The following is a 21,348-nucleotide window of genomic DNA, read 5'->3' as shown; positions in this document are numbered from 1 at the left end:
TGAGCGGCACCGGATCGATCATGGCCGTCCGCTGAGGCTGTGCAGCGGACACGGCCTGGGCCGGTGCCTGAACCGGCATCCCCAGGGCCGGTGGGCGGTGGATGCAGCGTCGACTTCCGGCGCCTGTTGTTGGGGTGATGGGCCTTGCATGCTGCGCCCCCGCCGCCATATCCCTACAATTCCTGTCAGTTTTTAACGATTCAGGCCAAGGGCTCCATGGTTCCGCATCTCGTCACTGCCCTGACCGGGCCGATCAACGAACTCGAGCAGCGCGTGCTCGATTCCATGCCCGCCATCGAGCGCTGGTTCCGGCTCGAATGGATGGAGCACACGCCGCCGTTCTACACCTCGGTGGACATCCGCAACGCCGGCTTCAAGCTGGCCCCGGTGGACACCAACCTCTACCCCGGTGGCTGGAACAACCTGACGCCCGAGATGCTTCCCCTGGCCGTGCAGTCGGCCATGGCCGCGATCGAGAAGATCTGCCCTGAAGCCAAGAACCTGCTGGTCATCCCCGAAAACACCCGCAGCACCTTCTACCTAGCCAACCTGGTGCAGCTGCAGCGCATCTTCCACATGGCCGGCCTGAACGTGCGCATCGGCTCGATCGACCCGGAGATCAAGGCCCCGGTCACCATCGACCTGCCGGGCGGCAGCCAGGTCACCCTGGAGCCCATCGTGCGCACCAAGCGCCGGCTGGGCCTGAAGGATTTCGACCCCTGCACCATCCTGCTCAACAACGACCTCTCGGCCGGCATCCCCGGCATCCTGGAAGAGATCCACGAGCAGTACCTGCTGCCGCCGTTGCACGCGAGCTGGTCGGTACGGCGCAAGAGCAAGCACTTCAAGAGCTACGAGGAAGTCTCCAAGCGCTTCGGCAAGATGCTGGGCATCGACCCCTGGCTGATCCATCCGCTGTTCAACATGTGCGGCGAGGTGGACTTCACCGCCCGCGCCGGCATGGAGTGCCTGACCACCAACGTGGACGCGCTGCTGACGCGGGTTCGCAAGAAGTACAAGGAATACGGCATCAACGAGAAGCCCTTCGTGGTCGTGAAGGCCGACAACGGCACCTCGGGCATGGGCATCATGACGGTGCGCGATGCGCGCGAGATCGCCGGCCTGTCCGACGCCGCCGCCCGCCGCATGGCCGAATCCAAGGCCGGCCAGCCGGTCAGCGAGGTGATCATCCAGGAGGGCGTGCTCACCAACGAGCGCATCAACGACGCGGTGGCCGAACCGGTCGTCTACATGATGGACCGCTACGTGGTCGGCGGCTTCTACCGGGTGCACGCCGAGCGCGGCATCGACGAGAACCTCAACGCGCCCGGATCGAGCTTTGCCCCGCTCGCTTTCGCTGAGAGTACGCGCTTACCTCAACCCGGCATGAAGCCGGGCGCGAGCGCGCCGAACCGCTTCTACATGTACGGCGTGATCGGCCGCCTGGCCATGCTGGCGGCGAGCTACGAACTCGAGGCCACGGACCCCGAAGCCGAGGTGTACGACTGACGCGGCTGCGACGCCGGAGTTGTCGCACTGCAACAAAGTGTCGGCGCGACGGGCGCCGCCAGTAGCAGAATAGAAGGTTCCCTAGGCAACCACCCCTGCAGCTCGAACAGGGGACCCTCGTGCAGACCAGCAAATCCTCGCTCGCCGCCTTGACCCTGGGCGCCATCGGCGTCGTCTACGGCGACATAGGCACCAGCGTGCTGTATGCCGTGAAGGCCGTGTTCGGCACCCACCTGGTGCCCTTCACGCCGGCCAACGTCTACGGCATCCTGTCCATCTTCTTCTGGACGCTCACGGTCATCGTCTCCATCAAGTACGTGGTGCTGGTGCTGCGCGCCGACAACCATGGCGAGGGCGGGCTGATCGCGATGCTGGCGCTGGCCTCGCAGGTCGTAAAGGACAAGCCGCACCTGCGCCGCGCGCTGCTGGGCGTGGGTATCTTCGGCACCTCGCTCTTCTACGGCGACGGCGTGATCACGCCGGCCATCTCGGTGCTGTCGGCCGTCGAGGGCCTGGAGGTGATCTCGCCGCGCTTCAAGGAAGGCGTGATCCCGCTGACGCTGGTGGTGCTGCTGGCCCTGTTCTGGGTGCAAAAGCGCGGCACGGGCGGCATCGGCCGCTTCTTCGGGCCCATCACGCTGACCTGGTTCTTCGCCATCGCGGCACTGGGCGTCGCGCAGATCACCAAGCACCCGCAGATCCTGCAGGCGCTCAGCCCCACCTACGCCCTGGGCTTCATGTGGCGCGCGCCGCTGGTCACCTTCATCATCCTGGGCGCGGTCGTGCTGTGCGTGACCGGGGCCGAGGCGCTCTATGCCGACCTGGGCCACTTCGGCAAGAAGCCGATCCGGCTCGCCTGGTTCAGCGTGGTGATGCCTTCGCTGACGCTGAACTACTTCGGCCAGGGCGCGCTGCTGCTGGAAGGCGGCACCGAGGCGGTCAAGAACCCTTTCTTCCTGATGGCGCCGGACTGGGCGCTGGTGCCGCTGGTCATCCTGGCGACCGCGGCCACCGTGGTGGCCTCGCAGGCCCTGATCACGGGGGCCTTCAGCGTCACCAAGCAGGTGATCCAGCTGGGCTACCTGCCGCGCCTGAACATCCTGCACACCAGCGTGCGCGACACCGGCCAGATCTACATCCCCTTCGTCAACTGGGGCCTGTTCGTGGCCATCGTGCTCGCGGTGGTGATGTTCCGCTCCTCGGACAACCTGGGCGCGGCCTACGGCATCGCGGTCACGCTGGACATGCTGATCACGACCACGCTGACCTTCTTCGTGATCCGCTTCGGCTGGGGCTACCCGCTGCCGCTGTGCATCGCAGCCACCGGCGCGTTCTTCGTCGTCGATGCCACCTTCTTCGCGTCCAACCTGCTCAAGCTGGTGGAGGGCGGCTGGTTCCCGCTCATGATCGGCGGCGGGATCTTCACACTGATGATGACCTGGAAGCAGGGCCGGGGCCTCTTGAACGAGAAGATCCTCAGCGACGCGCTGGACCTGCCCAGCTTCCTGCGCTCGGTGTTCGAGGCCCCGCCCACGCGCGTGGAGGGCACGGCCGTGTTCCTCACCGCGGAGCCGGGCACCGTGCCCAACGCGATGCTGCACAACCTCAAGCACAACAAGGTGCTGCACCAGCAGAACCTGTTCGTCACGGTGCGCAGCCACGAGGTGCCCTGGGTGGGCATCAGCAAGCGCGTGGAGATCACGCCGCTGGGCCACAGCTGCTGGCAGGTCATCCTGCACTACGGCTTCAAGAACGACCCCGACATCCCACGTGCGCTGGAGCAGATCCGCGGCCACGGCTGCGACCTGGAGCCCATGACCACCAGCTACTTCCTGTCGCGCGACACGGTGATCCCCACCATGGGCGGCGGCATGGCGCCCTGGCGCGAGAAGCTGTTCGCGCAGATGCACCACAACGCCAGCGCAGCGGCCGAGTTCCTGCACCTGCCCAACAACTCGGTGGTGGAACTGGGCTCGAAGATCGAGATCTGATCCGGCCGCGGTGCGCGGCCGTGCCTGCCCGCACCGCGCACGGGGCCGGGCGATTTATGCAACAGTAAAGCCATGGACATCCTCTTCGTCGCCGACCCGCTCGAATCGTTCAAGGTCTACAAGGACACCACCTTCTCCATGATGCGCGAGGCGCAGCGGCGCGGCCACCGCGTGTTCGCCTGCGAGCCCGCCCACCTGGCCTGGCGCTCGGGCGACCTGGTGCGCGCGCTGGTGCGCGAGATCGTGCTCACCGGCGAGGACGAGGAGTGGTTCCAGGAGCGCGGCAACGCGGTGCGCGCGCTGCGCGACTTCGACGCCGTGCTGATGCGCAAGGACCCGCCCTTCGACAGCGAGTACTTCTACGCCACCCACCTGCTGGAGCACGTGGAGCGCGAGGGCGGCCGCGTGTTCAACAAGCCGGCCGCGCTGCGCGACCACCCCGAGAAGCTGGCCATCATGGAATTCGCCCGCTTCGTCAGCCCCACGCTGGTGACGCGGGACGCGGATGCCATCCGCGAGTTCCACGCCGAGCATCGCGACATCATCCTCAAGCCCCTGGACGGCATGGGCGGCATGGGCATCTTCCGCGTGCGCGAGGACGGGCTCAACCTGGGCGCGATCACCGAGACGCTGAACCTGGATGGCGCGCAGACCGTGATGGTGCAGCGCTTCGTGCCGCAGATCAGCGAGGGAGACAAGCGCGTGCTGGTGATCGGCGGCAAGCCGGTGCCCTACTGCCTGGCCCGCATCCCGCAGGGCACCGAGGTGCGGGGCAACCTGGCGGCCGGCGGCAAGGGCGTGGCGCGCGAACTGTCCGCCCGCGACCGCGAGATCGCCGAAGCCCTGGGCCCGGTGCTGGCGCCCCGCGGGCTGCTGCTGGTCGGCCTGGACGTGATCGGCGACTGCCTCACCGAAGTCAACGTCACCAGCCCGACCTGCTTCCAGGAGATCACGCAGCAGACCGGCTTCGACGTGCCGGCCATGTTCGTCGACGCGCTGGAAGCGGCCGTGGGCCGCTGAGGCCGGGGCTCAGGCCCGCAGCCGCTCGCCGTCCACGAAGACCTGCAGCTCGCCCGGTGCGAAGGCGGTCCAGGGCTCGTTGGTGGTGAGCGGGGCCGTCACCACCACCGCGACCTTGTCCTTGGGGGTGGTGTTGCGCGCGAAGTCCACGCTCAGGTCCTCGTCGGCCAGCTGGGCATGGGCGAAGGGGTGGCGCCGCTCGACGTAGAACAGGTTGCTGGAGCAGTGCGACCACAGCGCCTGCCCGTTGGACAAGAGGAAGTTGAAGTTGCCGTGGCGTGCCACCTGCGGCACCAGCTCGCGCAGCGTCAGCGTGAGTTCGGCCACGTCGGGCACGCCCGCGTGCGACTTCGCCAGCTCCTGCATGAGCCAGCAGAAGGCGCGCTCGCTGTCGGTGTCGCCCACCGGCCGGAAGGCGGCGTGCAGGCGCGGGTGGAAATGCTCCAGGTTGCCGTTGTGGGCGAACACCCAGTAGCGGCCCCAGAGCTCGCGCACGAAGGGGTGGCAGTTCTCCAGGGCGATATCGCCCTGCGTGGCCTTGCGGATGTGGGCCACCACGTTGCGGCTCTTGATGGGGTAGCGGCGGATCAGCTCGGCCACCGGCGAGTCGCAGGCCGGCTGGTGGTCCACGAAGTGGCGCAGGCCGCGGCCCTCGAAGAAGGCAATGCCCCAGCCGTCGGCATGGTGGTCGGTGCGCCCGCCGCGCTGGGCGAAGCCGCTGAAGCTGAAGGTCACGTCCGTGGGCGTGTTGCAGTTCATCCCGAGCAGCTGGCACATGGGGCTATTCTCGCGCGAGCGCGCTGTCCCGGGGGCGGTCGCGCATCTGCCAGGCCGCCACCAGCGCCAGCAGGCACAGCCCCGACAGCATGCCGAAGGATTCCTGGAACGCGGCCAGGCGCTGCGGCCCGTCGCCGCCCTGCAGCGCCTGCCCGTGCACCGCGAGTCGCCACTCCAGCACGATGCCGCACAGGCTCACGCCCGCCGCGCCGCCCACCATGCGCAGGAAGTTGATGGTGCTGGAGCCCTGCGGCACCAGAGCGGCCTCCAGCGGCCGCATCGCGCCCAGGTTGAGCGAGGGCAGGATGAAGCCCAGCCCGATGCGGCCCACCACGGTCCAGGCGACCAGCAGCGCGATCGGGTGTGCCGGGGGCACGGTGGCGGTGAGGGCGAACGCGAGCGCCAGCAGGGCCAGGCCGATGCCCACCAGCAGGCGCGTGGGCAGGCGGTCCGCCAGCCGGCCGACGAGCGCGATCACCACCGCCAGCATCAGCCCCGCCGGCAGCAGGATGCTGCCCACGTAGGAGGGCGACAAGCCCAGGCCGAGCTGCATGAACACCGGCAGCAGGTAGGTGGAGCCGAACAGCGCCGTGCCGTAGATGAATGCCACCACGCTGCCCATGGCGAAGGCCCGGTGACGGAACAGGCGCAGGTCCATCAGGGGGTGCTGGCCCAGCCGCAGCATGCGCCGTTCCCAGGCGATGAAGCCGAACAGCGCGGCCACCGCCGCGCCCAGCAGGGGCAGGCCTTCCGTCACGCTGCGGTGCAGGGAGACCAGGCCGTTGAGCAGGCACAGTGTGCCGGCGCCGGCCAGCAGCAGGCCGCGCCAGTCCAGGGCGGCACCGCGCTGGCCGGGCGCGCCCCCGGGTGCAGCGCCCGGCACGAAGCGCCGGCCCAGCCACAGCGAGGCCAGGCAGAAAGGCACGACCATGAAGAAGATCGAGCGCCAGCCGAACAGGTCCACCAGCACGCCGCCGATGCTGGGGCCTATGGCCGGTGCCAGCACCACGCCCATGCCGAAGATGCCGCTGGCGCGGCCCTGCTCGCCGCGCTCGAAGCCGCGCAGGATGATGATGGCCGGGATGGGCTGCACCACGCCCGCAGCCAGGCCCTCGGCCACCCGCGCGGCCAGCACCAGGTTGAAATCCTGCGCGAAGCCGCCCGCCACGCCGCCGGCCAGCAGCAGCAGCATGCTGCCCGCGTACACGTGGCGGTAGCCGTAGCGCGCCAGCAGCCAGGGCGTGGTGAGCATGGAGACCGTCATCGCCACCATGAAGCCGGAGCTCACCCACTGCGCGCGCTCCTGGCCCAGGGCAAAGGCGCGGCTCATGTCGGGGATGGCCACGTTGACGATGGTGGACGACATGATGGAGGCCATGGTGCCCACCATCACGGACATCAGCAGGTACCAGCGGTAGCGCGGGCCCCAGCGCGCGGCCAGGGCTTCCAGGGAGTCTGCGCTCACGCGGCCTGTCCCGCGCAGGCGGGGCAGATGCAGGCCCGGTCGCGGGCGTCGGCCGGCACGCGCGCCAGCAGTTCAGGCGGGAAATGGGCGCTGACGCACCAGCAGGGCGCCTGCGGCTGGCCGGTCTCGCGCCGGCGCTCCGCAGCGCACTGGTTGGGCTGGCCGCAGAGCGGGCACAGCCGGGGGTCGGCAGGGGCGCGGAGGTCCGGGGTCACGCGGGCAGTGTAGCCCGCGCGGCCCAGCCCCCGGCGCAAAAGCCTCAGCCGCGCGCGGCCTTGACCTTCAGGCGCCAGGCGTGCAGCAGCGGCTCGGTGTAGCCGGAGGGCTGCTCCTTGCCCTTGAGCACCAGGTCCAGCGCGGCGCGGTATGCGAAGGAGCTGTCCCAGTTGCCGGCCATGGGCAGGTAGGCGGCGTCGCCGGCGTTCTGCTGGTCCACCACCGCCGCCATGCGCTGGAAGGTGGCGATGACCTGCTCACGCGTCACCACGCCGTGCTGCAGCCAGTTGGCGATGTGCTGGCTGGAGATGCGCAGGGTGGCGCGGTCCTCCATCAGGCCGACGTTGTGGATGTCGGGCACCTTGGAGCAGCCCACGCCCTGGTCGATCCAGCGCACCACGTAGCCCAGGATGCCCTGCACGTTGTTGTCCAGCTCCTGCTGGCGTTCCTCGGCCGACCACTTGGCCTCGGCCACCACCGGCACGGTGAGCAGGCCGGTCAGCAGGTTCTCGCGCTCGCCGTCGGCATCGATCGTCTCCAGCTGCTTCTGCACCTCGGCCACGTTGACCTGGTGGTAGTGGATCGCGTGCAGCGTGGCGGCGGTGGGCGAGGGCACCCAGGCGGTGTTGGCGCCGGCCTTGGGGTGGGCGATCTTCTGCTCCAGCATGGCGGCCATCAGGTCCGGCATGGCCCACATGCCCTTGCCGATCTGGGCCCGGCCGCGCAGGCCGCACGAGAGGCCGACCAGCACGTTGTTCTTCTCGTAGGCCTGGATCCAGGCGCTGCTCTTCATGTCGCCCTTGCGGTACATGGGGCCGGCGTACATGGCGGTGTGCATCTCGTCGCCGGTGCGGTCCAGGAAGCCGGTATTGATGAAGGCGACGCGGGCTTCGGCTTCGGCGATGCAGGCCTTGAGGTTGACCGAGGTGCGGCGCTCCTCGTCCATGATGCCCAGCTTCACCGTGTTCTGCGGCAGGCCCAGCAGGCTTTCCACGCGCGAGAACAGCTCGCTCGCGAAGGCCACTTCCTTGGGCCCGTGCATCTTGGGCTTGACGATGTAGACCGAGCCGGTGCGCGAGTTGCGCAGGCCGTTGGCGCCGCGGCCGGCCAGGTCGTGCAGGGCGATGGTGGTCGTGATGACCGCGTCCATGATGCCCTCGGGGATCTCCTTGTCACCGCCCCACAGGATGGCCGGGTTGGTCATCAGGTGGCCGACGTTGCGCAGGAACATGAGCGAGCGGCCGTGCAGCACGACCTCGCCGCCCTTGGGGCCGTGGTAGCGGCGGTCCGGGTTCAGGCCGCGCGTGAAGGTCTTGCCGCCCTTGGTGACTTCCTCGGTCAGCGTGCCCTTGAGGATGCCCAGCCAGTTGGCATAGCCGGCCACCTTGTCGTCCGCGTCCACCGCGGCCACCGAATCCTCCAGGTCGAGGATGGTGGAGAGCGCGGCTTCCATCACCAGGTCGCTTACGCCGGCGGCGTCGCTCTTGCCGATGGGCGTGTTGCGGTCGATGCGGATGTCCACGTGCAGGCCGTTGTGCTGCAGCAAGATGGAGGAGGGCGAGGCGGCATCGCCCTGGTAGCCCACGAACTGGAAGGGCTGGGCCAGGCCGGTGGTGGCGCCGTCCTTCAGCGTCACCGAGAGGTTGCCGCCGTCGGCGCGGTAGCCGGTGGCGTCGCGGTGCGAGCCGTGGGCCAGCGGGGCCACGTCGTCCAGCAGCTTGCGCGCGAACGCGATCACCTGGGCGCCGCGCACCGGGTTGTAGCCGCTGCCCTTCTCGGCGCCGCCGGTCTCGGGAATGGCGTCCGTGCCGTACAGCGCGTCGTACAGCGAGCCCCAGCGCGCGTTGGCGGCGTTGAGGGCGTAGCGCGCGTTCAGGATGGGCACCACCAGCTGCGGGCCGGCCTGCAGCGCCAGCTCGGCGTCCACGTTGGCGGTGGTGGTCTGCACGTCCTCGGGCTGGGGCACCAGGTAGCCGATGCGCTCCAGGAAGCCGCGGTACGCCGCCATGTCGCGGATCGGGCCGGGGTTGGCCTTGTGCCAGGTGTCCAGCTCGGTCTGCAGGCGGTCACGCTCGGCCAGCAGCGCGATGTTGCGCGGCGCCAGCTCCGCCACGATGGCGTCGAAGCCCTTCCAGAAGCGGTCGCTGGCGATGCCGGTGCCGGGCAGGACCTGGTCCTCGACGAAGCGGTAAAGCGAAGTGGCGACTTGCAGGCCGTGGACAGTGGTGCGAGCGGTCATGGAGGGCTCCAGGGGCGGATTCGTGAGACAGAAAAAAAGCAGGCCCTCTGCGGGCCAGATGCGGACTATAGGGCAAGCAAAGAGATCAATTCATACCCGGACAAGCGATGTATTGATGACTTTTTTGTGGGTAATATGCCGGGACCCCATGGACAAGCTCAAGCAGATGGCGTCCTTCGTCTCGGTCGCGACCCGCGGCAGCCTCACGGCCGCCGCGCGCGCCGAGGGCGTCGCCCCGGCCATCATGGGGCGGCGCCTGGATGCGCTGGAGGAGCGCCTGGGTGTCAAGCTGATGGTGCGGACCACCCGGCGCATCACCCTGACCCACGAAGGCAGCGCTTTCCTGGAGGACTGCCAGCGCCTGCTGGCCGATGTCGCCAATGCCGAGGCCAGCGTCAGCGCCGGCGGGGTCAAGGCGAGCGGCCACCTGCGCGTCACCGCGCCGGCGGGTTTCGGCCGCCGCCACGTGGCGCCCCTGGTGCCGCGCTTCCGCGATGCGCACGGCGAGGTCACGATCTCGCTGAACCTGAGCGACCGGGTGGTGGACCTGGCGGGCGAAGGCTACGACTGCGCGGTGCGGGTGGGCGACCTGCCGGATTCGTCCCTGGTGAGCGTGCGCATGGCCGACAACCGCCGCATGTGCGTGGCCACGCCGGCCTACCTGCAGCGCCACGGCACGCCCAGGCACCCGGACGAGCTGGGCCGTTTCCATTGCCTCACGCTGTCCAGCGAGGCCTCGCAGACCCGGGGCTGGGCCTTCAGCGTCCCGCGCGAGGGCGGCCAGGAGGTGGTCCACGTGCGGCCGGGCGGCCCCATGGACTGCTCGGACGGCCAGGTGCTGCACGACTGGTGCCTGGCCGGCTGGGGCATCGCCTGGCGCAGCACCTGGGAGGTGGCGGGCGAGATCGCCCGCGGTGAACTGGTGGAGGTGCTGGCAGAATTCGCCGCCCCGCCCAACGGCATCTTCGCGGTCTTCCCGCAGCGCAAGCACCTGCCCCTGCGGGTGCGGCTGTGGGTGGATTTCCTCAAGCAGCATTACGGACGGCCGGGGTACTGGAAGTCCATGGAGTCCGCCACATGATCCTCGAATCCCTGCTCGCCTACGCCCACATCGCCGCCCTGCTGGGCATGGTGGTCTTCATTTCCAGCGAGGCGGCCCTGTGCCGCGGCGAATGGCTGAACGCCGCCGTGGTCGAGCGCCTGGTGCGCGTGGACCTGCTGTACCTGGTGGCCACCGCCGCCGTCGCACTGACCGGGCTGGCGCGCGCCTTCTGGGGCGTGAAGGGCGCGAGCTGGTACTGGACGGACTGGCTGCTTCACCTGAAGCTCGCGCTCTTCGTGGTGGTGGTGCTGATGTCGCTGCGCCCGGCCATCGCCTTCCGCCGCTGGCGCGCCGCGCTGCGCGCCGGGCGGGGGCTGCCCCCGGCGGACGAGGTGGTGGCCACCCGCCGCTGGGTGATGCGCGCCGCGCACCTGGTGCCCGTGATTCCGCTGGCGGCGGTGTTCCTGGCCCGCGGCTACGGGCACTGAGCCCGGCCGGCCCCGGCGCGCTGCGGCCCGCCGGGGCCGGCTGCAGGGTTTACTTCTGGGCCGAGGCCGCCGGCGCGTTCGACAGGCAGCTGCTCATGAAGGCGCGGCGCTCGTCGCCCTTCTTGCCCTTGGCCTGCTTGCTGCAGCTGGACATCTTCTCCTGCTGCGCGCTGCGCGGCTTCTTGGCCCCGGATGCCGAGGCGGCGGGCTTCTCGGCCGTGCCGGCCGCGTGCGCGGCGGTGCCGAGCATGAGGGCCAGGGCGGCGGCGAGGGCGATGGCGGGGGTGGCGGTGCGTGCGTTCATGGTGTTTTCCTCCTCGGTGGGATGGGCCCCGGGATGGGGTTCCGTTGCAACGGCCCAGGTGCGGGGCGCGTCGACGCAGGCCGACCCGTAAAATTCACCAATGCTTCAGGTGAAACAAGAATTGCTCGCCGCGCTCGCGGCCGGGCTGGACCAGCTGTCCCCGGGCGCAGGCGCCAAGGCGGCCTTCGAGTCGCCCAAGGTGGCCGCGCACGGCGACTTCGCCTGCACCGCCGCGATGCAGTTGGCCAAGCCGCTGCGCCAGAACCCGCGCCAGCTCGCCGAGCAACTGCGCACGGTGCTGCTGGCCGCGCCGGCGGCGCAGCGCTGGGTGGAGGCGATCGAGATCGCCGGCCCCGGCTTCCTGAACATCCGCCTCAAGCCCGAGGCCCGGCAGGAGGTGGTGCGCGAGGTGCTCACCGCGGGTGAGCGCTTCGGCCGCCAGCCGCCCAACGGCCAGCGCATGATGGTCGAGTTCGTCTCCGCCAACCCGACCGGCCCGCTGCACGTGGGCCACGGCCGACAGGCCGCGCTGGGCGACGCGCTGTGCAACCTGTACGAAACGCAGGGCTGGGACGTCTGGCGCGAGTTCTACTACAACGACGCGGGCGTGCAGATCGCCACCCTCGCGCTGTCCACCCAGCTGCGCGCCAAGGGCTTCAAGCCGGGCGACGCCGAGTGGCCCGAGGCGGCCTACAACGGCGACTACATCGCCGACATCGCGCGGGATTTCCTGGCGAAGAAGACGGTGAAGTCGGACGACCGCGAGTTCACCGCCAGCGGTGACGTGGACGACCTCGACGGCATCCGCCAGTTCGCCGTCGCCTACCTGCGCCACGAGCAGGACCTGGACCTGCAGGCCTTCCAGGTGCGCTTCGACAACTATTACCTGGAATCCAGCCTCTACAGCTCGGGCCGGGTCGAGGACGCCGTCAGGCGACTGGTCGCCGCCGGCAAGACCTACGAGCAGGACGGCGCCCTGTGGCTGCGCAGCACCGACTACGGTGACGACAAGGACCGCGTGATGCGCAAGTCCGATGGCAGCTTCACCTACTTCGTGCCCGACGTGGCCTACCACATCAGCAAGTGGGAACGCGGCTTCGCCAAGGCGCTGAACATCCAGGGCACGGACCACCACGGTACCATCGCCCGGGTACGCGCCGGCCTGCAGGCCGCCGGCGTGGGCATCCCCCAGGGCTACCCCGACTACGTGCTGCACACCATGGTGCGGGTGATGCGCGGCGGCGAGGAGGTGAAGATCTCCAAGCGCGCCGGCAGCTACGTCACCCTGCGCGACCTGATCGAGTGGACCAGCAAGGACGCGGTGCGCTTCTTCCTGCTCTCGCGCAAGCCCGACACCGAGTACACCTTCGACGTCGACCTCGCGCTGGCGCAGAACAACGACAACCCGGTCTACTACGTGCAGTACGCGCATGCGCGCATCTGCTCGGTGCTGGCGGCCTGGGGCGGCGACGCGGCCACCCTCACGCAGGCGGACCTGTCCGTGCTGCAGGGCCCGCAGGCGCAGGCCCTGATGCTGCTGCTGGCCAAGTACCCGGAGATGCTCAGCGCGGCGGCGGCCGATTTCGCGCCGCACGACGTCACCTTCTACCTGCGCGAGCTGGCCTCCGCCTACCACAGCTACTACGACGCCGAGCGCATCCTGGTCGACGACGAGGCGCTGAAGAAGGCCAGGCTGGCGCTGGTCGCGGCCACTGCGCGGGTGTTGCACAATGGCCTCGCTGTGCTGGGCGTGAGCGCCCCGCAGAAGATGTGAAAAAGGGAACGGAGCGCATGAAATCCCGCCAACGCGGCAACACCATCGTCGGCATCATCATCGGGGTGGTGCTGGGCCTGGCCGCGGCCCTCGCCGTCGCGGTCTACGTCACCAAGGTGCCCGTTCCCTTCCTGAACAAGGGCCAGAGCCGCTCGCCCGAGCAGGACGCGGCCGAGAGCCGCAAGAACAAGGACTGGGACCCCAACGCGCCCCTGTACGGCAAGAACCCCGCCCGCCCGGCCTCGGCCGCGGCCGCGCCGGTCGCGCCCGCTGTCCCGGGGGCGGTGGTCACGGCGCCGCCGCAGCAGCCGGCCGCCAGCCCGGCGCCGCCCGCCGTCTCGCCTGACAAACTGCCGCCTGCGGTCGCCGGCCGTCCTTCGGCCGATCCCCTGGGCGAGCTGGCCATGGCCAAGGCCGCCAGCAGCGACCCCTTCATCTATTTCGTCCAGGCCGGCGCCTTCCGCACCCCCGAGGATGCCGAGGCCCAGCGCGCCAAGCTCAACCTCATGGGCATCGAGGCCAAGGTCAGCGAGCGCGAGCAATCCGGCCGCCAGGTCTGGCGCGTGCGCGTGGGGCCGTTCGAGAAGAAGGACGACGCCGACCGCCAGAAGCAGAAGCTGGATGCCGGCGGTTTCGAGACCGCGCTGGTGCGTGTCCAGCGTTGAGAGCCGGGGAACGACATGAAGCGACGTGAACTCATCCGTGCGGCGGGCGGCATGGCCGCGCTGGGCGCCCTGGCCGCCATGGAGCCTGCGCGGGCCCAGGCCAAGAAGATCGAAGAGGGCACCGACTACCTGCGCCTGAAGCAGCCCGCGCCCGTGGACGCGCCCGCCGGCCAGATCGAGGTGGTCGATTTCTTCTGGTACAACTGCCCGCACTGCAATGCCTTCGAGCCTTCGCTGGAGGCCTGGATGGCCCGGCTGCCGGCCGACGTGAAGGTCAAGCGCGTGCCGGTCGGCTTCCGCGACGACTTCGTGCCGCAGCAGCGCCTGTTCTACACGCTGGAGGCGCTGGGCCTGGTCGATGCGCTGCATGCCAAGGTGTTCCACGCCGTGCACCAGGAGCACCGTCCCATGGACCGCATGGACGTGATGGCCGACTGGATCCAGACCCAGGGCGTGGACCGGGCGAAGTTCATCGAGGCCTACAACTCCTTCAGCGTCTCGGCCAAGCAGCGCCGGGCCCAGCAGATCCAGGATGCGTACAAGGTGGAAGGCGTGCCCGCGATGGGCGTGGCCGGCCGCTTCTACGTCGACGGCAACCTGGCGGGCTCCAACCCCCGCATGCTGCCGGTGACCGATTACCTGGTCGCCGAAATCCGCAAGGGCGGCGCGAAGTAGGCGGGCCCGCGCCCGCCGGGTGTGGCGCTGCGGCACCACGCCCCGCTTTACGGTGCGGGAGCGCGGGATTTCCCGTAGCTCGGGCTACAATCGCCAGAGCAAGTTCCGTGCCGATATGAAGCCCTCCATTGCGATCGTCCTGTCCCTCGCCCTGCTGGCCACTGGAGCCGCCTGGGCGGAGCGTGCGGACCGCAACAAGCCCATGAACGTGGAGGCCGACGCGCTGCGCTACGACGACCTCAAGCAGACCAGCGTGTTCACCGGCCGGGTCGTGGTGACCAAGGGAAGCATCGTGATCCGCGGGGCCCGCATCGACGTGCGCCAGGACCCCGAGGGCTACCAGTACGGCACGGTCACAGCCGAGCCCGGCAAGCTGGCCTACTACCGCCAGAAGCGCGAGGGCGTGGATGAGTACATCGAGGGCGAGGCCGAGACCATCGAGTACGACGGCAAGGCCGACAAGGTGAAGTTCATCAAGCGCGCCGAGATGCGGCGCATCCGCGGCGGCGCCCTGGCCGACGAGATGGTGGGCAGCCTGATCACCTACGACAACACCAGCGACGTCTTCACCGTCGATGGCGGCCCGGCCAGCCCGGCCGTGGGCGGCCGCGTGCGTGCGGTGCTGACGCCGCGCGGCGCCGCCTCGGCGCCCGCGGCTCCCGCAGCCGGGGCCGCGCTCAAGCCCAGCATCCAGCTCGAGGGCGTGCGCAAGTGAGCGCGCTGCCCCTGGCCGAGCGGCGCGAAGCGGCGCCCGCCGGCGTAAGCCGGCTGCAGGCGCGCCACCTGCAGAAGAGCTACGGCAGCCGCAAGGTCGTCAAGGACGTCTCGCTCGCCGTCGACAAGGGCGAGGTCGTGGGCCTGCTGGGCCCCAACGGCGCCGGCAAGACCACCTCCTTCTACATGATCGTCGGCCTGGTGCGCGCCGACGCGGGCGAGATCACCATCGACGGCCAGTCGGTGGAGCACATGCCCATCCACAGGCGGTCGCGCCTGGGCCTGTCCTACCTGCCGCAGGAAGCCTCCATCTTCCGCAAGCTCAGCGTCGAGGAGAACGTGCGCGCCGTCCTGGAGCTGCAGGAGGACGAGCGCGGCAAGCCGCTCTCCGCGCAGGAGATCGACCGCCGCCTCACCGCGCTGCTGCAGGACCTGCGCGTGGACCACCTGCGCGCCTCGCCCTCGCTGGCGCTGTCCGGCGGCGAGCGCCGCCGCGTGGAGATCGCCCGCGCCCTGGCCACCCAGCCCCGCTTCATCCTGCTGGACGAACCCTTTGCCGGCATCGACCCCATCGCCGTGATCGAGATCCAGCGCATCATCGGCTTCCTGAAATCGCGCGGCATCGGCGTGCTCATCACCGACCACAACGTGCGCGAGACCCTGGGCATCTGCGACCACGCCTACATCATCAGCGACGGTGCCGTGCTGGCGCAGGGCACACCCGCCGAGATCGTGAACAACGCCGACGTACGCCGCGTGTACCTCGGCGAGCACTTCCGCATGTGATGGACGCCAGGGCAGTCACCCCGGCAGGGGAGGCGGCATGAGGCAGGGCCTCTCGCTGCGGGTCTCGCAGCACCTGGCGCTCACGCCGCAGCTGCAGCAGTCGATCCGCCTGCTCCAGCTCTCCACGCTGGAGCTTTCGCAGGAGGTCGAGCAGATGCTCGACGAGAACCCCTTCCTCGAAGTGCAGCAGGACGAGGCACCGCGCGAGGAGTTCGGCCTGCCGGTGGCCGACGCACCGGCGCCGGCCGAGGAGCGCGAGGCCGACTACGCCGACGCGCCCGAGGCGCCGGCGGCCGAGTCCGAGCCGGACTGGGAGGGCGACGGCAGCAGCGAGGTGCTGCCGGACGACAGCGAATGGGGCGGTGACGCAGCCCCGCGCAAGTCGGCCTCGGGCGACGACGAGCTGGACGCGACCGACCTGGCCCGGGGCCATGAATCCCTGCAGGACCACCTGCACCGCCAGGCCCTGGCGCTGCGCCTGGACGAACTCGACGGCCACGCGCTGCGCTTCCTCATCGAATCGCTGAACGAAGACGGCTACCTCGAGGACACGCTGGAATCGCTGGCCCAGGGGCTGGCGCCGGACGACCTCGCGCAGCAGGAAGAACTGGTGCACCACTTCACGGTGGCGCTGCGCCTGCTGCAGCACATGGAGCCGGCCGGCGTGGGCGCGCGCAACCTGGCCGAGTGCCTGCGGCTGCAGCTGGACGTGATGCGCGCGGAGTGCGACGACCCGGCGCTGTGCGAGACCGCGGCCCGCCTGTGCGCGCAGCCGCTGGAGCTGCTGGCGCGGCGCGACGTGAAGAAGCTGGCGCAGCTGTGCGGCGACACGGAGGCCCAGGTGCGCGCGGCCATGGGGCTGGTCGCGCGGTTGGAACCCAAGCCCGGCCGCCGCTTCGCCAACGTGGAGCGCAACATCGTCATCCCGGACGTCATCGTCACGCGCAGCGGCCAGGGCGCCTCGCTCAAGCTGCGCGTGCAGCTCAACCCCGACGTGATGCCGCGCCTGCGCGTGCACGACGTGTATGCGGGCGCCCTGCGCGCGCACAAGGGCGAGGGCCACCAGGCGCTGCAGCAGCGCCTGCAGGAGGCGCGCTGGTTCATCAAGAACATCCAGCAGCGCTTCGACACCATCCTGCGCGTCTCGAACGCCATCGTCGAGCGGCAGAAGAACTTCTTCGTGCACGGCGAGCTCGCCATGCGCCCGCTGGTGCTGCGCGAGATCGCGGACGAGCTTGGCCTGCACGAATCCACCATCAGCCGGGTCACCACGGCCAAGTACATGTCCACGCCCTACGGCACCTTCGAGCTGAAGTACTTCTTCGGCTCGGCCCTGGGCACCGAGACGGGCGGCAATGCCTCCAGCACCGCGGTGCGCGCGCTGATCCGCCAGTTCGTCTCGGCCGAGAACCTGAAGAAGCCGCTGTCGGACAGCCAGATCTCGGACATGCTCAAGGAACAGGGCATCGAGTGCGCGCGCCGCACCGTCGCCAAGTACCGAGAGGCCCTGCGCATCGCCCCGGCCAACCTGCGAAAGGCCCTGTGAGGGCAACCCCATGAACGAACTGCGCCTGTTCCTTCCCTGCGCCGCCGGCGTCGAGGACCTGCTGGCCGACGAAGTCCACCGGCTCACCGGCCTGCAGGGCGACGACCTGCTGACCGGCCGCGGCGGCGTGCTGCTGCGCGCGTCCTGGCGCGACGCGCTGCGCCTGAACCTGCACAGCCGCCTGGCCCAGCGCGTGCTGGTGCAGGTGGCGCACGGCCCCTACGCGAACGAGCAGGACCTGTACGCCGCTGCGTTCGCCATCGCCTGGGAAGCGTGGTTCACGCCACGCGAGACCTTCAAGGTGGAGCTCACGGCGCAGCACAGCCCGCTCAAGAGCCTGAACTTCGCCGCGCTGAAGATCAAGGATGCGGTCGCCGACCGCTTCCGCGACCGCGCGGGCGACCGGCCCAGCGTCGACACGGCGCGGCCGCAGGTGCGCGTGTTCGCGCACCTCACGTCCACCGAGGCCACCTTCTACATCGACACCTCGGGCGAGCCCCTGTTCAAGCGCGGCTGGCGCGAGGACACGGGCGAGGCGCCCCTGAAGGAAACGCTGGCCGCCGCCATGCTCGCCGCCAGCGGCTGGGACGGCAGCGTGCCGCTGTACGACCCCTGCTGCGGCAGCGGCACCATCGCCATCGAGGCGGCGCAGATCGCCTGCGGCATCGCGCCGGGCCTGATCCGCCGCTTCGGCTTCGAGCGCCTGCGGCCCTTCCAGCCGGCCGTGTGGGAGCAGCTGCGCGAGGAGGCCCGGGCCCAGCGGCACGCGCCCGCCGCGCCGGTGTTCGGCAGCGACGTCGCCTTCCGCATGGTGGACTTCGCCCAGCGCAACGCCGAGCGGGCCGGCGTGGCCCAGGCGGTGCAGTTCCGCGGCGGCGACGCGCTGCAGCGCATGCCGCCCAGCGAGACGCCGGGCCTGCTGCTGCTCAACCCGCCGTACGGCGAGCGCATAGGCACCGCCGGCGTGGCGGGCAGCACGCGCGGCGGCCGCGAGCGGCCCGAGGCGGAGGAGGGCACCGACTTTTTTCGTGCCCTGGCCGCGCACTGGAAGAAGAACTTCCCGGGCTGGACGGCCTGGGTGCTCACGCCCGACCTGAAGCTGCCCTCGCGAATGCGGCTGAAGGAATCGCGCCGCATGCCGATGTGGAACGGTCCCATCGAATGCCGGCTGTTCCGTTTCGACATGGTGCGCGGCTCCGCGCGCAAGGATGCAGAGCCCCCCGCTGGTGATTGACACCAACGTGGTCCTCGACCTGTGGGTGTTCCAGGACGAGGCCGCGTTGCCGCTGGCCCAGGCCCTGGGCCAGCGGGCCTGGCGCTGGCTGGCCACGGCCGAGATGCGCGAGGAGCTGCGGCGGGTGCTGGACTACCCGCACCTCGCCGCGCGCATCGCCGCCCGCGGCGATACCGCGCAGGGGCTGATGGACCGCTACGACGCGCACGTGGAGGGCGTGGCCGTGGCGGCCAAGGCGCCCTACACCTGCAAGGACGCGGACGACCAGAAGTTCATCGACCTGGCCGTGGCGCACCGGGCGCCCCTGCTGTCCAAGGACGCGGCCGTGCTCACCATGAAGCGGCGACTGCTCGGCCTGGGCGTGCCGGTGGCGCCCTCGCTGGCGAAGCTGCAGGCGCTGCTGGACTCAGGCCTGCTGCAACAGTGAGATGAGGCGCTGCAGCGCGTGCTCGCGCGTGGCGGCACGCACGGCGGCGCGGTCGCCCTCGAAGCGACGGGTCTCGCTGGACAGGCGGCCGTCGACCATGAAGCCGAACCACACCGTGCCCACCGGCTTGGCCGCCGAGCCCCCGGTGGGGCCGGCGACGCCGGTCACCGCCACGCTGACGCGCGCGCGCGAATGGCGCACCGCGCCGAAGGCCATGGCACGCGCGACCACCTCGCTCACCGCCCCGTGCGCTTCGAGCTGGGCCGGTGCCACCCCCAGCAGTTCGACCTTGGCCTCGTTCGAGTAGGTCACGAAGCCGCGCTCGAACCACTGGCTGGAGCCGGCCAGGTCGGTGCAGGCGGCGGCGATCATGCCGCCGGTGCAGCTTTCGGCCGTGGCCAGCATCCATTCGCGTTCCAGCAGCAGCGCGGCGAGTTCCGTCACGCGGTCGTTCATGTCCAGGCCCTCCAGCCGGCGATCACCAGCAGCGTGCAGAAGGCCGCCACCAGGTCGTCCAGCATGATGCCGAAGCCGCCGGCCCAGCCGAAGCCGTGGAACAGCCGGTCGGCCCAGCCCACCGGGCCCGGCTTGGCGGCGTCGAAGAAGCGGAACAGGGCGAAGGCGCAGGCCTGGGCCAGCAGGCCGGCCGGCGTGACCAGCCACAGCACCAGCCAGAAGGCAGCGACCTCGTCCCAGACGATGCAGCCCGGGTCCAGGATGCGCAGCCGCATCGCCGCCCGCGTGCAGGCCCACCAGCCGATCGGAAAGGAGAGCACCACCACCCAGCCCAGTGCGACGGGGCTGAGCCAGTGCTGCAAGGCCAGCCAGGCCAGCCAGGCCCACAGCGTGCCGGCGGTGCCGGGTGCGACCGGCGAGAGGCCCGATCCCAGCCCCAGCGCGATGAAATGGGCGGGATGCGACAGCAGGAAGCGGGCGTCGGGCCGGCGCGGCGCAGCGTCAGGGGCGGGTGTTTCGCTCACCGCGCGATGCTACCCGGGTGGCAGCTGCCGTGCCGCTGGCGGAAGCGCCGCGGCTCCTCGGCGTGCGGCTGGGCCCAGAGGCCGCGCTGCTCCCAGCGGGCGCGCACCTCGGCCTCGTGGTAGGGCCCCTGGCGGCCGCGGAAGCGGTAGGACCAGGCCTGGCCCTGGGCGACCATCCAGCCGCCCACGTCCTGGCCGCCCAGCCGCAGCCGCGCCAGGGTGCGGCGGTAGGTGTCGCGCCCGCGTGGCGCGACCTCCACCCGGCGGTGCAGCACCAGGCCGGCGAGGGCGCTGCGCGATGCGGGCCCGCCCGCCTGGCAGATCTCGGGGGCGTCCATGCCCTCGATGCGCACCGTGAGCTCGCCGCCGCCGCGCGCCCGGCGCACGATGACGGTGTCGCCATCGGTCACGTGGACCACTTCGGCCTCGAAGCTCGCGGGCGCGGCGCGGACCGCCGGCGCCCCCAGCAGGCCCACCGCCAGCAGCAGCGCCGCCAGGCCGCCGCGCCAGGTCTCAGGAAGCGAAATGGTCGAAGCTGCCAAAGCGCAGGTCCAGGGGACGGCCCTCGCCGTCCAGCACGCGCAGGCCGGGGCCGGGCTCGATGCGGCCTATGCGCGTGACCCGCACGCCGGCGCCGGCGGCGGCGGCCTGCACCGCGTCCCGTGCCGCCGTGGGCGCGGTGAAGGCCAGCTCGTAGTCGTCGCCGCCCGCCAGCGCGAATTCCAGGCGTCGCGCCGGCTCCAGCGCGTCGCCGCAGGCCACCAGCGTGGCCGTGGCCCCGGCGTCCAACGTGGCGCCCACGCCGGAGGCGCGCAGGATGTGCCCCAGGTCGCCCAGCAGGCCGTCGGAGATGTCCACGGCGGCATGGGCGATGCCGCGCAAGGCCTCGCCGAGCGCCACGCGCGGGGTCGGCGTTTCCATGCGCGCGCGCGCCGCCTCGAACACCGCGGCCGGCAGCGAGAGCGTGCCGCGGAAGACCTCGAGCGCCGCACGCGCGTCACCGGTGTGGCCACTGACCCAGAGCTCGTCGCCGGCGCGCGCGCCGCTGCGCAGCAGGGCCTGGCCTGCCGGGACCTCGCCGAACACGGTGATGCTGATGGCCAGGGGGCCGCGCGTGGTGTCGCCGCCCAGCAGTTCGCAGCGGTGCGCATCGGCCAGCGCGAGCAGCCCCTCGGAGAAGGGCTGCAGCCAGGCCGCGTCGGCCTGCGGCAGCGCCAGCGACAGCGTGAAGCCCAGCGGCGATGCGCCACAGGCGGCCAGGTCGCTCAGGTTCACCGCCAGGCACTTGTGGCCGAGCCGGCGCGGGTCCACGGTGGACAGGAAGTGCCGGCCTTCCACCAGCATGTCGGTGGACACGGCCAGCTGCATGCCGGGGGCCGGCGCCAGCAGCGCGCAGTCGTCGCCCGCGCCCAGCGGGCTGCGCACGGCCGGCCGGCGGAAGAAGCGCTCAATCAACTCGAACTCACCCATGGGGCGATTGTCGCGCCGATCGCCGG

General features: G+C 70.6%; 22 protein-coding genes. 13 read left to right on the top strand and 9 right to left on the bottom strand.

The window, feature by feature from the left end; translation table 11 throughout:
* Positions 1 to 216 precede the first annotated feature (216 nt).
* From gshA to gshB, 3 genes are all read left to right on the top strand, one after another.
* Complete coding sequence (gshA, locus tag IM725_RS07620) at positions 217 to 1,509, top strand: glutamate--cysteine ligase (protein ID WP_193779976.1); 1,293 nt, start codon at positions 217 to 219, stop codon at positions 1,507 to 1,509.
* A 119-nt stretch (positions 1,510 to 1,628) separates the two neighbouring features.
* Positions 1,629 to 3,500: a potassium transporter Kup gene (locus IM725_RS07615; RefSeq protein WP_193779975.1), complete on the top strand. Its 1,872-nt coding sequence runs from the start codon at positions 1,629 to 1,631 to the stop codon at positions 3,498 to 3,500.
* 72 nt (positions 3,501 to 3,572) lie between these two features.
* On the top strand, positions 3,573 to 4,520 hold the full coding sequence (gene gshB, locus IM725_RS07610; RefSeq protein WP_193779974.1) for a glutathione synthase: 948 nt from the start codon (positions 3,573 to 3,575) through the stop codon (positions 4,518 to 4,520).
* A 9-nt stretch (positions 4,521 to 4,529) separates the two neighbouring features.
* Here gshB and IM725_RS07605 read toward each other — a convergent pair whose 3' ends face one another.
* From IM725_RS07605 to IM725_RS07590, 4 genes are all read right to left on the bottom strand, one after another.
* Positions 4,530 to 5,297 carry a class II glutamine amidotransferase gene (locus IM725_RS07605; RefSeq protein ID WP_193779973.1) on the bottom strand — a complete coding sequence of 256 codons (768 nt, stop codon included), beginning with the start codon at positions 5,295 to 5,297 and terminating at the stop codon, positions 4,530 to 4,532.
* Between the two features lie 4 nt (positions 5,298 to 5,301).
* The gene (locus IM725_RS07600; RefSeq protein WP_193779994.1) at positions 5,302 to 6,696 is read right to left on the bottom strand and encodes a DHA2 family efflux MFS transporter permease subunit; all 1,395 of its coding nucleotides are present in this window, start codon (positions 6,694 to 6,696) and stop codon (positions 5,302 to 5,304) included.
* Positions 6,697 to 6,758: 62 nt separating this feature from the next.
* Positions 6,759 to 6,977, bottom strand: a complete 219-nt coding sequence (locus tag IM725_RS07595) for a cysteine-rich CWC family protein (protein ID WP_193779972.1) — start codon at positions 6,975 to 6,977, stop codon at positions 6,759 to 6,761.
* Between the two features lie 44 nt (positions 6,978 to 7,021).
* A complete protein-coding gene (locus tag IM725_RS07590; protein WP_193779971.1) occupies positions 7,022 to 9,217 on the bottom strand; it encodes a malate synthase G in 2,196 nt (731 codons plus the stop codon).
* A 148-nt stretch (positions 9,218 to 9,365) separates the two neighbouring features.
* Between IM725_RS07590 and IM725_RS07585 the strand changes: the two genes are divergently transcribed.
* Both IM725_RS07585 and IM725_RS07580 read left to right on the top strand, forming a co-directional pair.
* Entirely contained in the window at positions 9,366 to 10,298 is a 933-nt protein-coding gene (locus tag IM725_RS07585; protein ID WP_193779970.1) for a LysR family transcriptional regulator, read from the top strand.
* The gene (locus IM725_RS07580; protein ID WP_193779969.1) at positions 10,295 to 10,747 is read left to right on the top strand and encodes a DUF2214 family protein; all 453 of its coding nucleotides are present in this window, start codon (positions 10,295 to 10,297) and stop codon (positions 10,745 to 10,747) included. Before IM725_RS07585 ends, IM725_RS07580 begins: the two co-directional genes overlap by 4 nt.
* 49 nt (positions 10,748 to 10,796) lie before the next feature.
* On the opposite strand, the gene IM725_RS07575 is transcribed toward IM725_RS07580, so the two are convergent.
* Entirely contained in the window at positions 10,797 to 11,051 is a 255-nt protein-coding gene (locus tag IM725_RS07575) for a PsiF family protein (RefSeq protein WP_321576194.1), read from the bottom strand.
* A gap of 100 nt (positions 11,052 to 11,151) precedes the next feature.
* Here IM725_RS07575 and argS point away from each other — a divergent pair, with 100 nt between their 5' ends.
* The 8 genes from argS to IM725_RS07535 all read left to right on the top strand — a co-directional run bounded on the left by argS (position 11,152) and on the right by IM725_RS07535 (position 18,872).
* Positions 11,152 to 12,825 carry an arginine--tRNA ligase gene (gene argS, locus IM725_RS07570; RefSeq protein WP_193779968.1) on the top strand — a complete coding sequence of 558 codons (1,674 nt, stop codon included), beginning with the start codon at positions 11,152 to 11,154 and terminating at the stop codon, positions 12,823 to 12,825.
* 17 nt (positions 12,826 to 12,842) lie between these two features.
* Positions 12,843 to 13,490, top strand: a complete 648-nt coding sequence (locus tag IM725_RS07565; RefSeq protein WP_193779967.1) for an SPOR domain-containing protein — start codon at positions 12,843 to 12,845, stop codon at positions 13,488 to 13,490.
* Between the two features lie 15 nt (positions 13,491 to 13,505).
* On the top strand, positions 13,506 to 14,165 hold the full coding sequence (locus IM725_RS07560) for a thiol:disulfide interchange protein DsbA/DsbL (RefSeq protein ID WP_193779966.1): 660 nt from the start codon (positions 13,506 to 13,508) through the stop codon (positions 14,163 to 14,165).
* A 115-nt stretch (positions 14,166 to 14,280) separates the two neighbouring features.
* Positions 14,281 to 14,880, top strand: a complete 600-nt coding sequence (gene lptA, locus IM725_RS07555) for a lipopolysaccharide transport periplasmic protein LptA (RefSeq protein ID WP_193779965.1) — start codon at positions 14,281 to 14,283, stop codon at positions 14,878 to 14,880.
* Positions 14,877 to 15,665 (top strand): LPS export ABC transporter ATP-binding protein, encoded by a 789-nt coding sequence (lptB, locus tag IM725_RS07550; RefSeq protein WP_193779964.1) that lies wholly within the window; start codon positions 14,877 to 14,879, stop codon positions 15,663 to 15,665. The genes lptA and lptB overlap by 4 nt, the downstream gene beginning before the upstream one ends.
* Before the next feature lie 37 nt (positions 15,666 to 15,702).
* A complete protein-coding gene (locus tag IM725_RS07545) occupies positions 15,703 to 17,211 on the top strand; it encodes an RNA polymerase factor sigma-54 (protein ID WP_193779963.1) in 1,509 nt (502 codons plus the stop codon).
* 10 nt (positions 17,212 to 17,221) lie between these two features.
* A complete protein-coding gene (locus IM725_RS07540) occupies positions 17,222 to 18,445 on the top strand; it encodes a THUMP domain-containing class I SAM-dependent RNA methyltransferase (protein ID WP_193779962.1) in 1,224 nt (407 codons plus the stop codon).
* A complete protein-coding gene (locus IM725_RS07535; RefSeq protein ID WP_321576193.1) occupies positions 18,438 to 18,872 on the top strand; it encodes a putative toxin-antitoxin system toxin component, PIN family in 435 nt (144 codons plus the stop codon). Before IM725_RS07540 ends, IM725_RS07535 begins: the two co-directional genes overlap by 8 nt.
* On the opposite strand, the gene IM725_RS07530 is transcribed toward IM725_RS07535, so the two are convergent.
* The 4 genes from IM725_RS07530 to thiL are packed head-to-tail and all read right to left on the bottom strand — an operon-like array spanning position 18,852 to position 21,322.
* Positions 18,852 to 19,328: a CinA family protein gene (locus tag IM725_RS07530; RefSeq protein WP_193779960.1), complete on the bottom strand. Its 477-nt coding sequence runs from the start codon at positions 19,326 to 19,328 to the stop codon at positions 18,852 to 18,854. The genes IM725_RS07535 and IM725_RS07530 overlap by 21 nt on opposite strands.
* Positions 19,325 to 19,852 (bottom strand): phosphatidylglycerophosphatase A family protein, encoded by a 528-nt coding sequence (locus tag IM725_RS07525; protein WP_193779959.1) that lies wholly within the window; start codon positions 19,850 to 19,852, stop codon positions 19,325 to 19,327. Before IM725_RS07525 ends, IM725_RS07530 begins: the two co-directional genes overlap by 4 nt.
* Positions 19,849 to 20,394, bottom strand: a complete 546-nt coding sequence (locus IM725_RS07520; RefSeq protein WP_193779958.1) for a thermonuclease family protein — start codon at positions 20,392 to 20,394, stop codon at positions 19,849 to 19,851. Before IM725_RS07520 ends, IM725_RS07525 begins: the two co-directional genes overlap by 4 nt.
* The gene (thiL, locus tag IM725_RS07515; RefSeq protein ID WP_193779957.1) at positions 20,366 to 21,322 is read right to left on the bottom strand and encodes a thiamine-phosphate kinase; all 957 of its coding nucleotides are present in this window, start codon (positions 21,320 to 21,322) and stop codon (positions 20,366 to 20,368) included. The genes IM725_RS07520 and thiL overlap by 29 nt, the downstream gene beginning before the upstream one ends.
* Positions 21,323 to 21,348: the final 26 nt, after the last annotated feature.

Origin of the sequence: Ramlibacter aquaticus (assembly GCF_015159745.1) — a bacterium.
GTDB lineage: Bacteria > Pseudomonadota > Gammaproteobacteria > Burkholderiales > Burkholderiaceae_C > Ramlibacter > Ramlibacter aquaticus.
This window is presented reverse-complemented; position numbering and strand designations above follow the sequence as displayed.

Bases quoted from the DNA above. Each gene is read 5' to 3' on its own strand.
- IM725_RS07590 (WP_193779971.1), bottom strand. From the start codon at position 9,217: ATGACCGCTCGCACCACTGTCCACGGCCTGCAAGTCGCCACTTCGCTT.
- lptA (WP_193779965.1), top strand. From the start codon at position 14,281: ATGAAGCCCTCCATTGCGATCGTCCTGTCCCTCGCCCTGCTGGCCACT.
- IM725_RS07560 (WP_193779966.1), top strand. From the start codon at position 13,506: ATGAAGCGACGTGAACTCATCCGTGCGGCGGGCGGCATGGCCGCGCTG.
- IM725_RS07545 (WP_193779963.1), top strand. From the start codon at position 15,703: ATGAGGCAGGGCCTCTCGCTGCGGGTCTCGCAGCACCTGGCGCTCACG.
- IM725_RS07585 (WP_193779970.1), top strand. From the start codon at position 9,366: ATGGACAAGCTCAAGCAGATGGCGTCCTTCGTCTCGGTCGCGACCCGC.
- IM725_RS07575 (WP_321576194.1), bottom strand. From the start codon at position 11,051: ATGAACGCACGCACCGCCACCCCCGCCATCGCCCTCGCCGCCGCCCTG.
- gshB (WP_193779974.1), top strand. From the start codon at position 3,573: ATGGACATCCTCTTCGTCGCCGACCCGCTCGAATCGTTCAAGGTCTAC.
- IM725_RS07540 (WP_193779962.1), top strand. From the start codon at position 17,222: ATGAACGAACTGCGCCTGTTCCTTCCCTGCGCCGCCGGCGTCGAGGAC.
- IM725_RS07530 (WP_193779960.1), bottom strand. From the start codon at position 19,328: ATGAACGACCGCGTGACGGAACTCGCCGCGCTGCTGCTGGAACGCGAA.
- argS (WP_193779968.1), top strand. From the start codon at position 11,152: ATGCTTCAGGTGAAACAAGAATTGCTCGCCGCGCTCGCGGCCGGGCTG.
- IM725_RS07580 (WP_193779969.1), top strand. From the start codon at position 10,295: ATGATCCTCGAATCCCTGCTCGCCTACGCCCACATCGCCGCCCTGCTG.
- IM725_RS07605 (WP_193779973.1), bottom strand. From the start codon at position 5,297: ATGTGCCAGCTGCTCGGGATGAACTGCAACACGCCCACGGACGTGACC.
- IM725_RS07600 (WP_193779994.1), bottom strand. From the start codon at position 6,696: ATGTCCGTGATGGTGGGCACCATGGCCTCCATCATGTCGTCCACCATC.
- thiL (WP_193779957.1), bottom strand. From the start codon at position 21,322: ATGGGTGAGTTCGAGTTGATTGAGCGCTTCTTCCGCCGGCCGGCCGTG.
- gshA (WP_193779976.1), top strand. From the start codon at position 217: ATGGTTCCGCATCTCGTCACTGCCCTGACCGGGCCGATCAACGAACTC.
- IM725_RS07565 (WP_193779967.1), top strand. From the start codon at position 12,843: ATGAAATCCCGCCAACGCGGCAACACCATCGTCGGCATCATCATCGGG.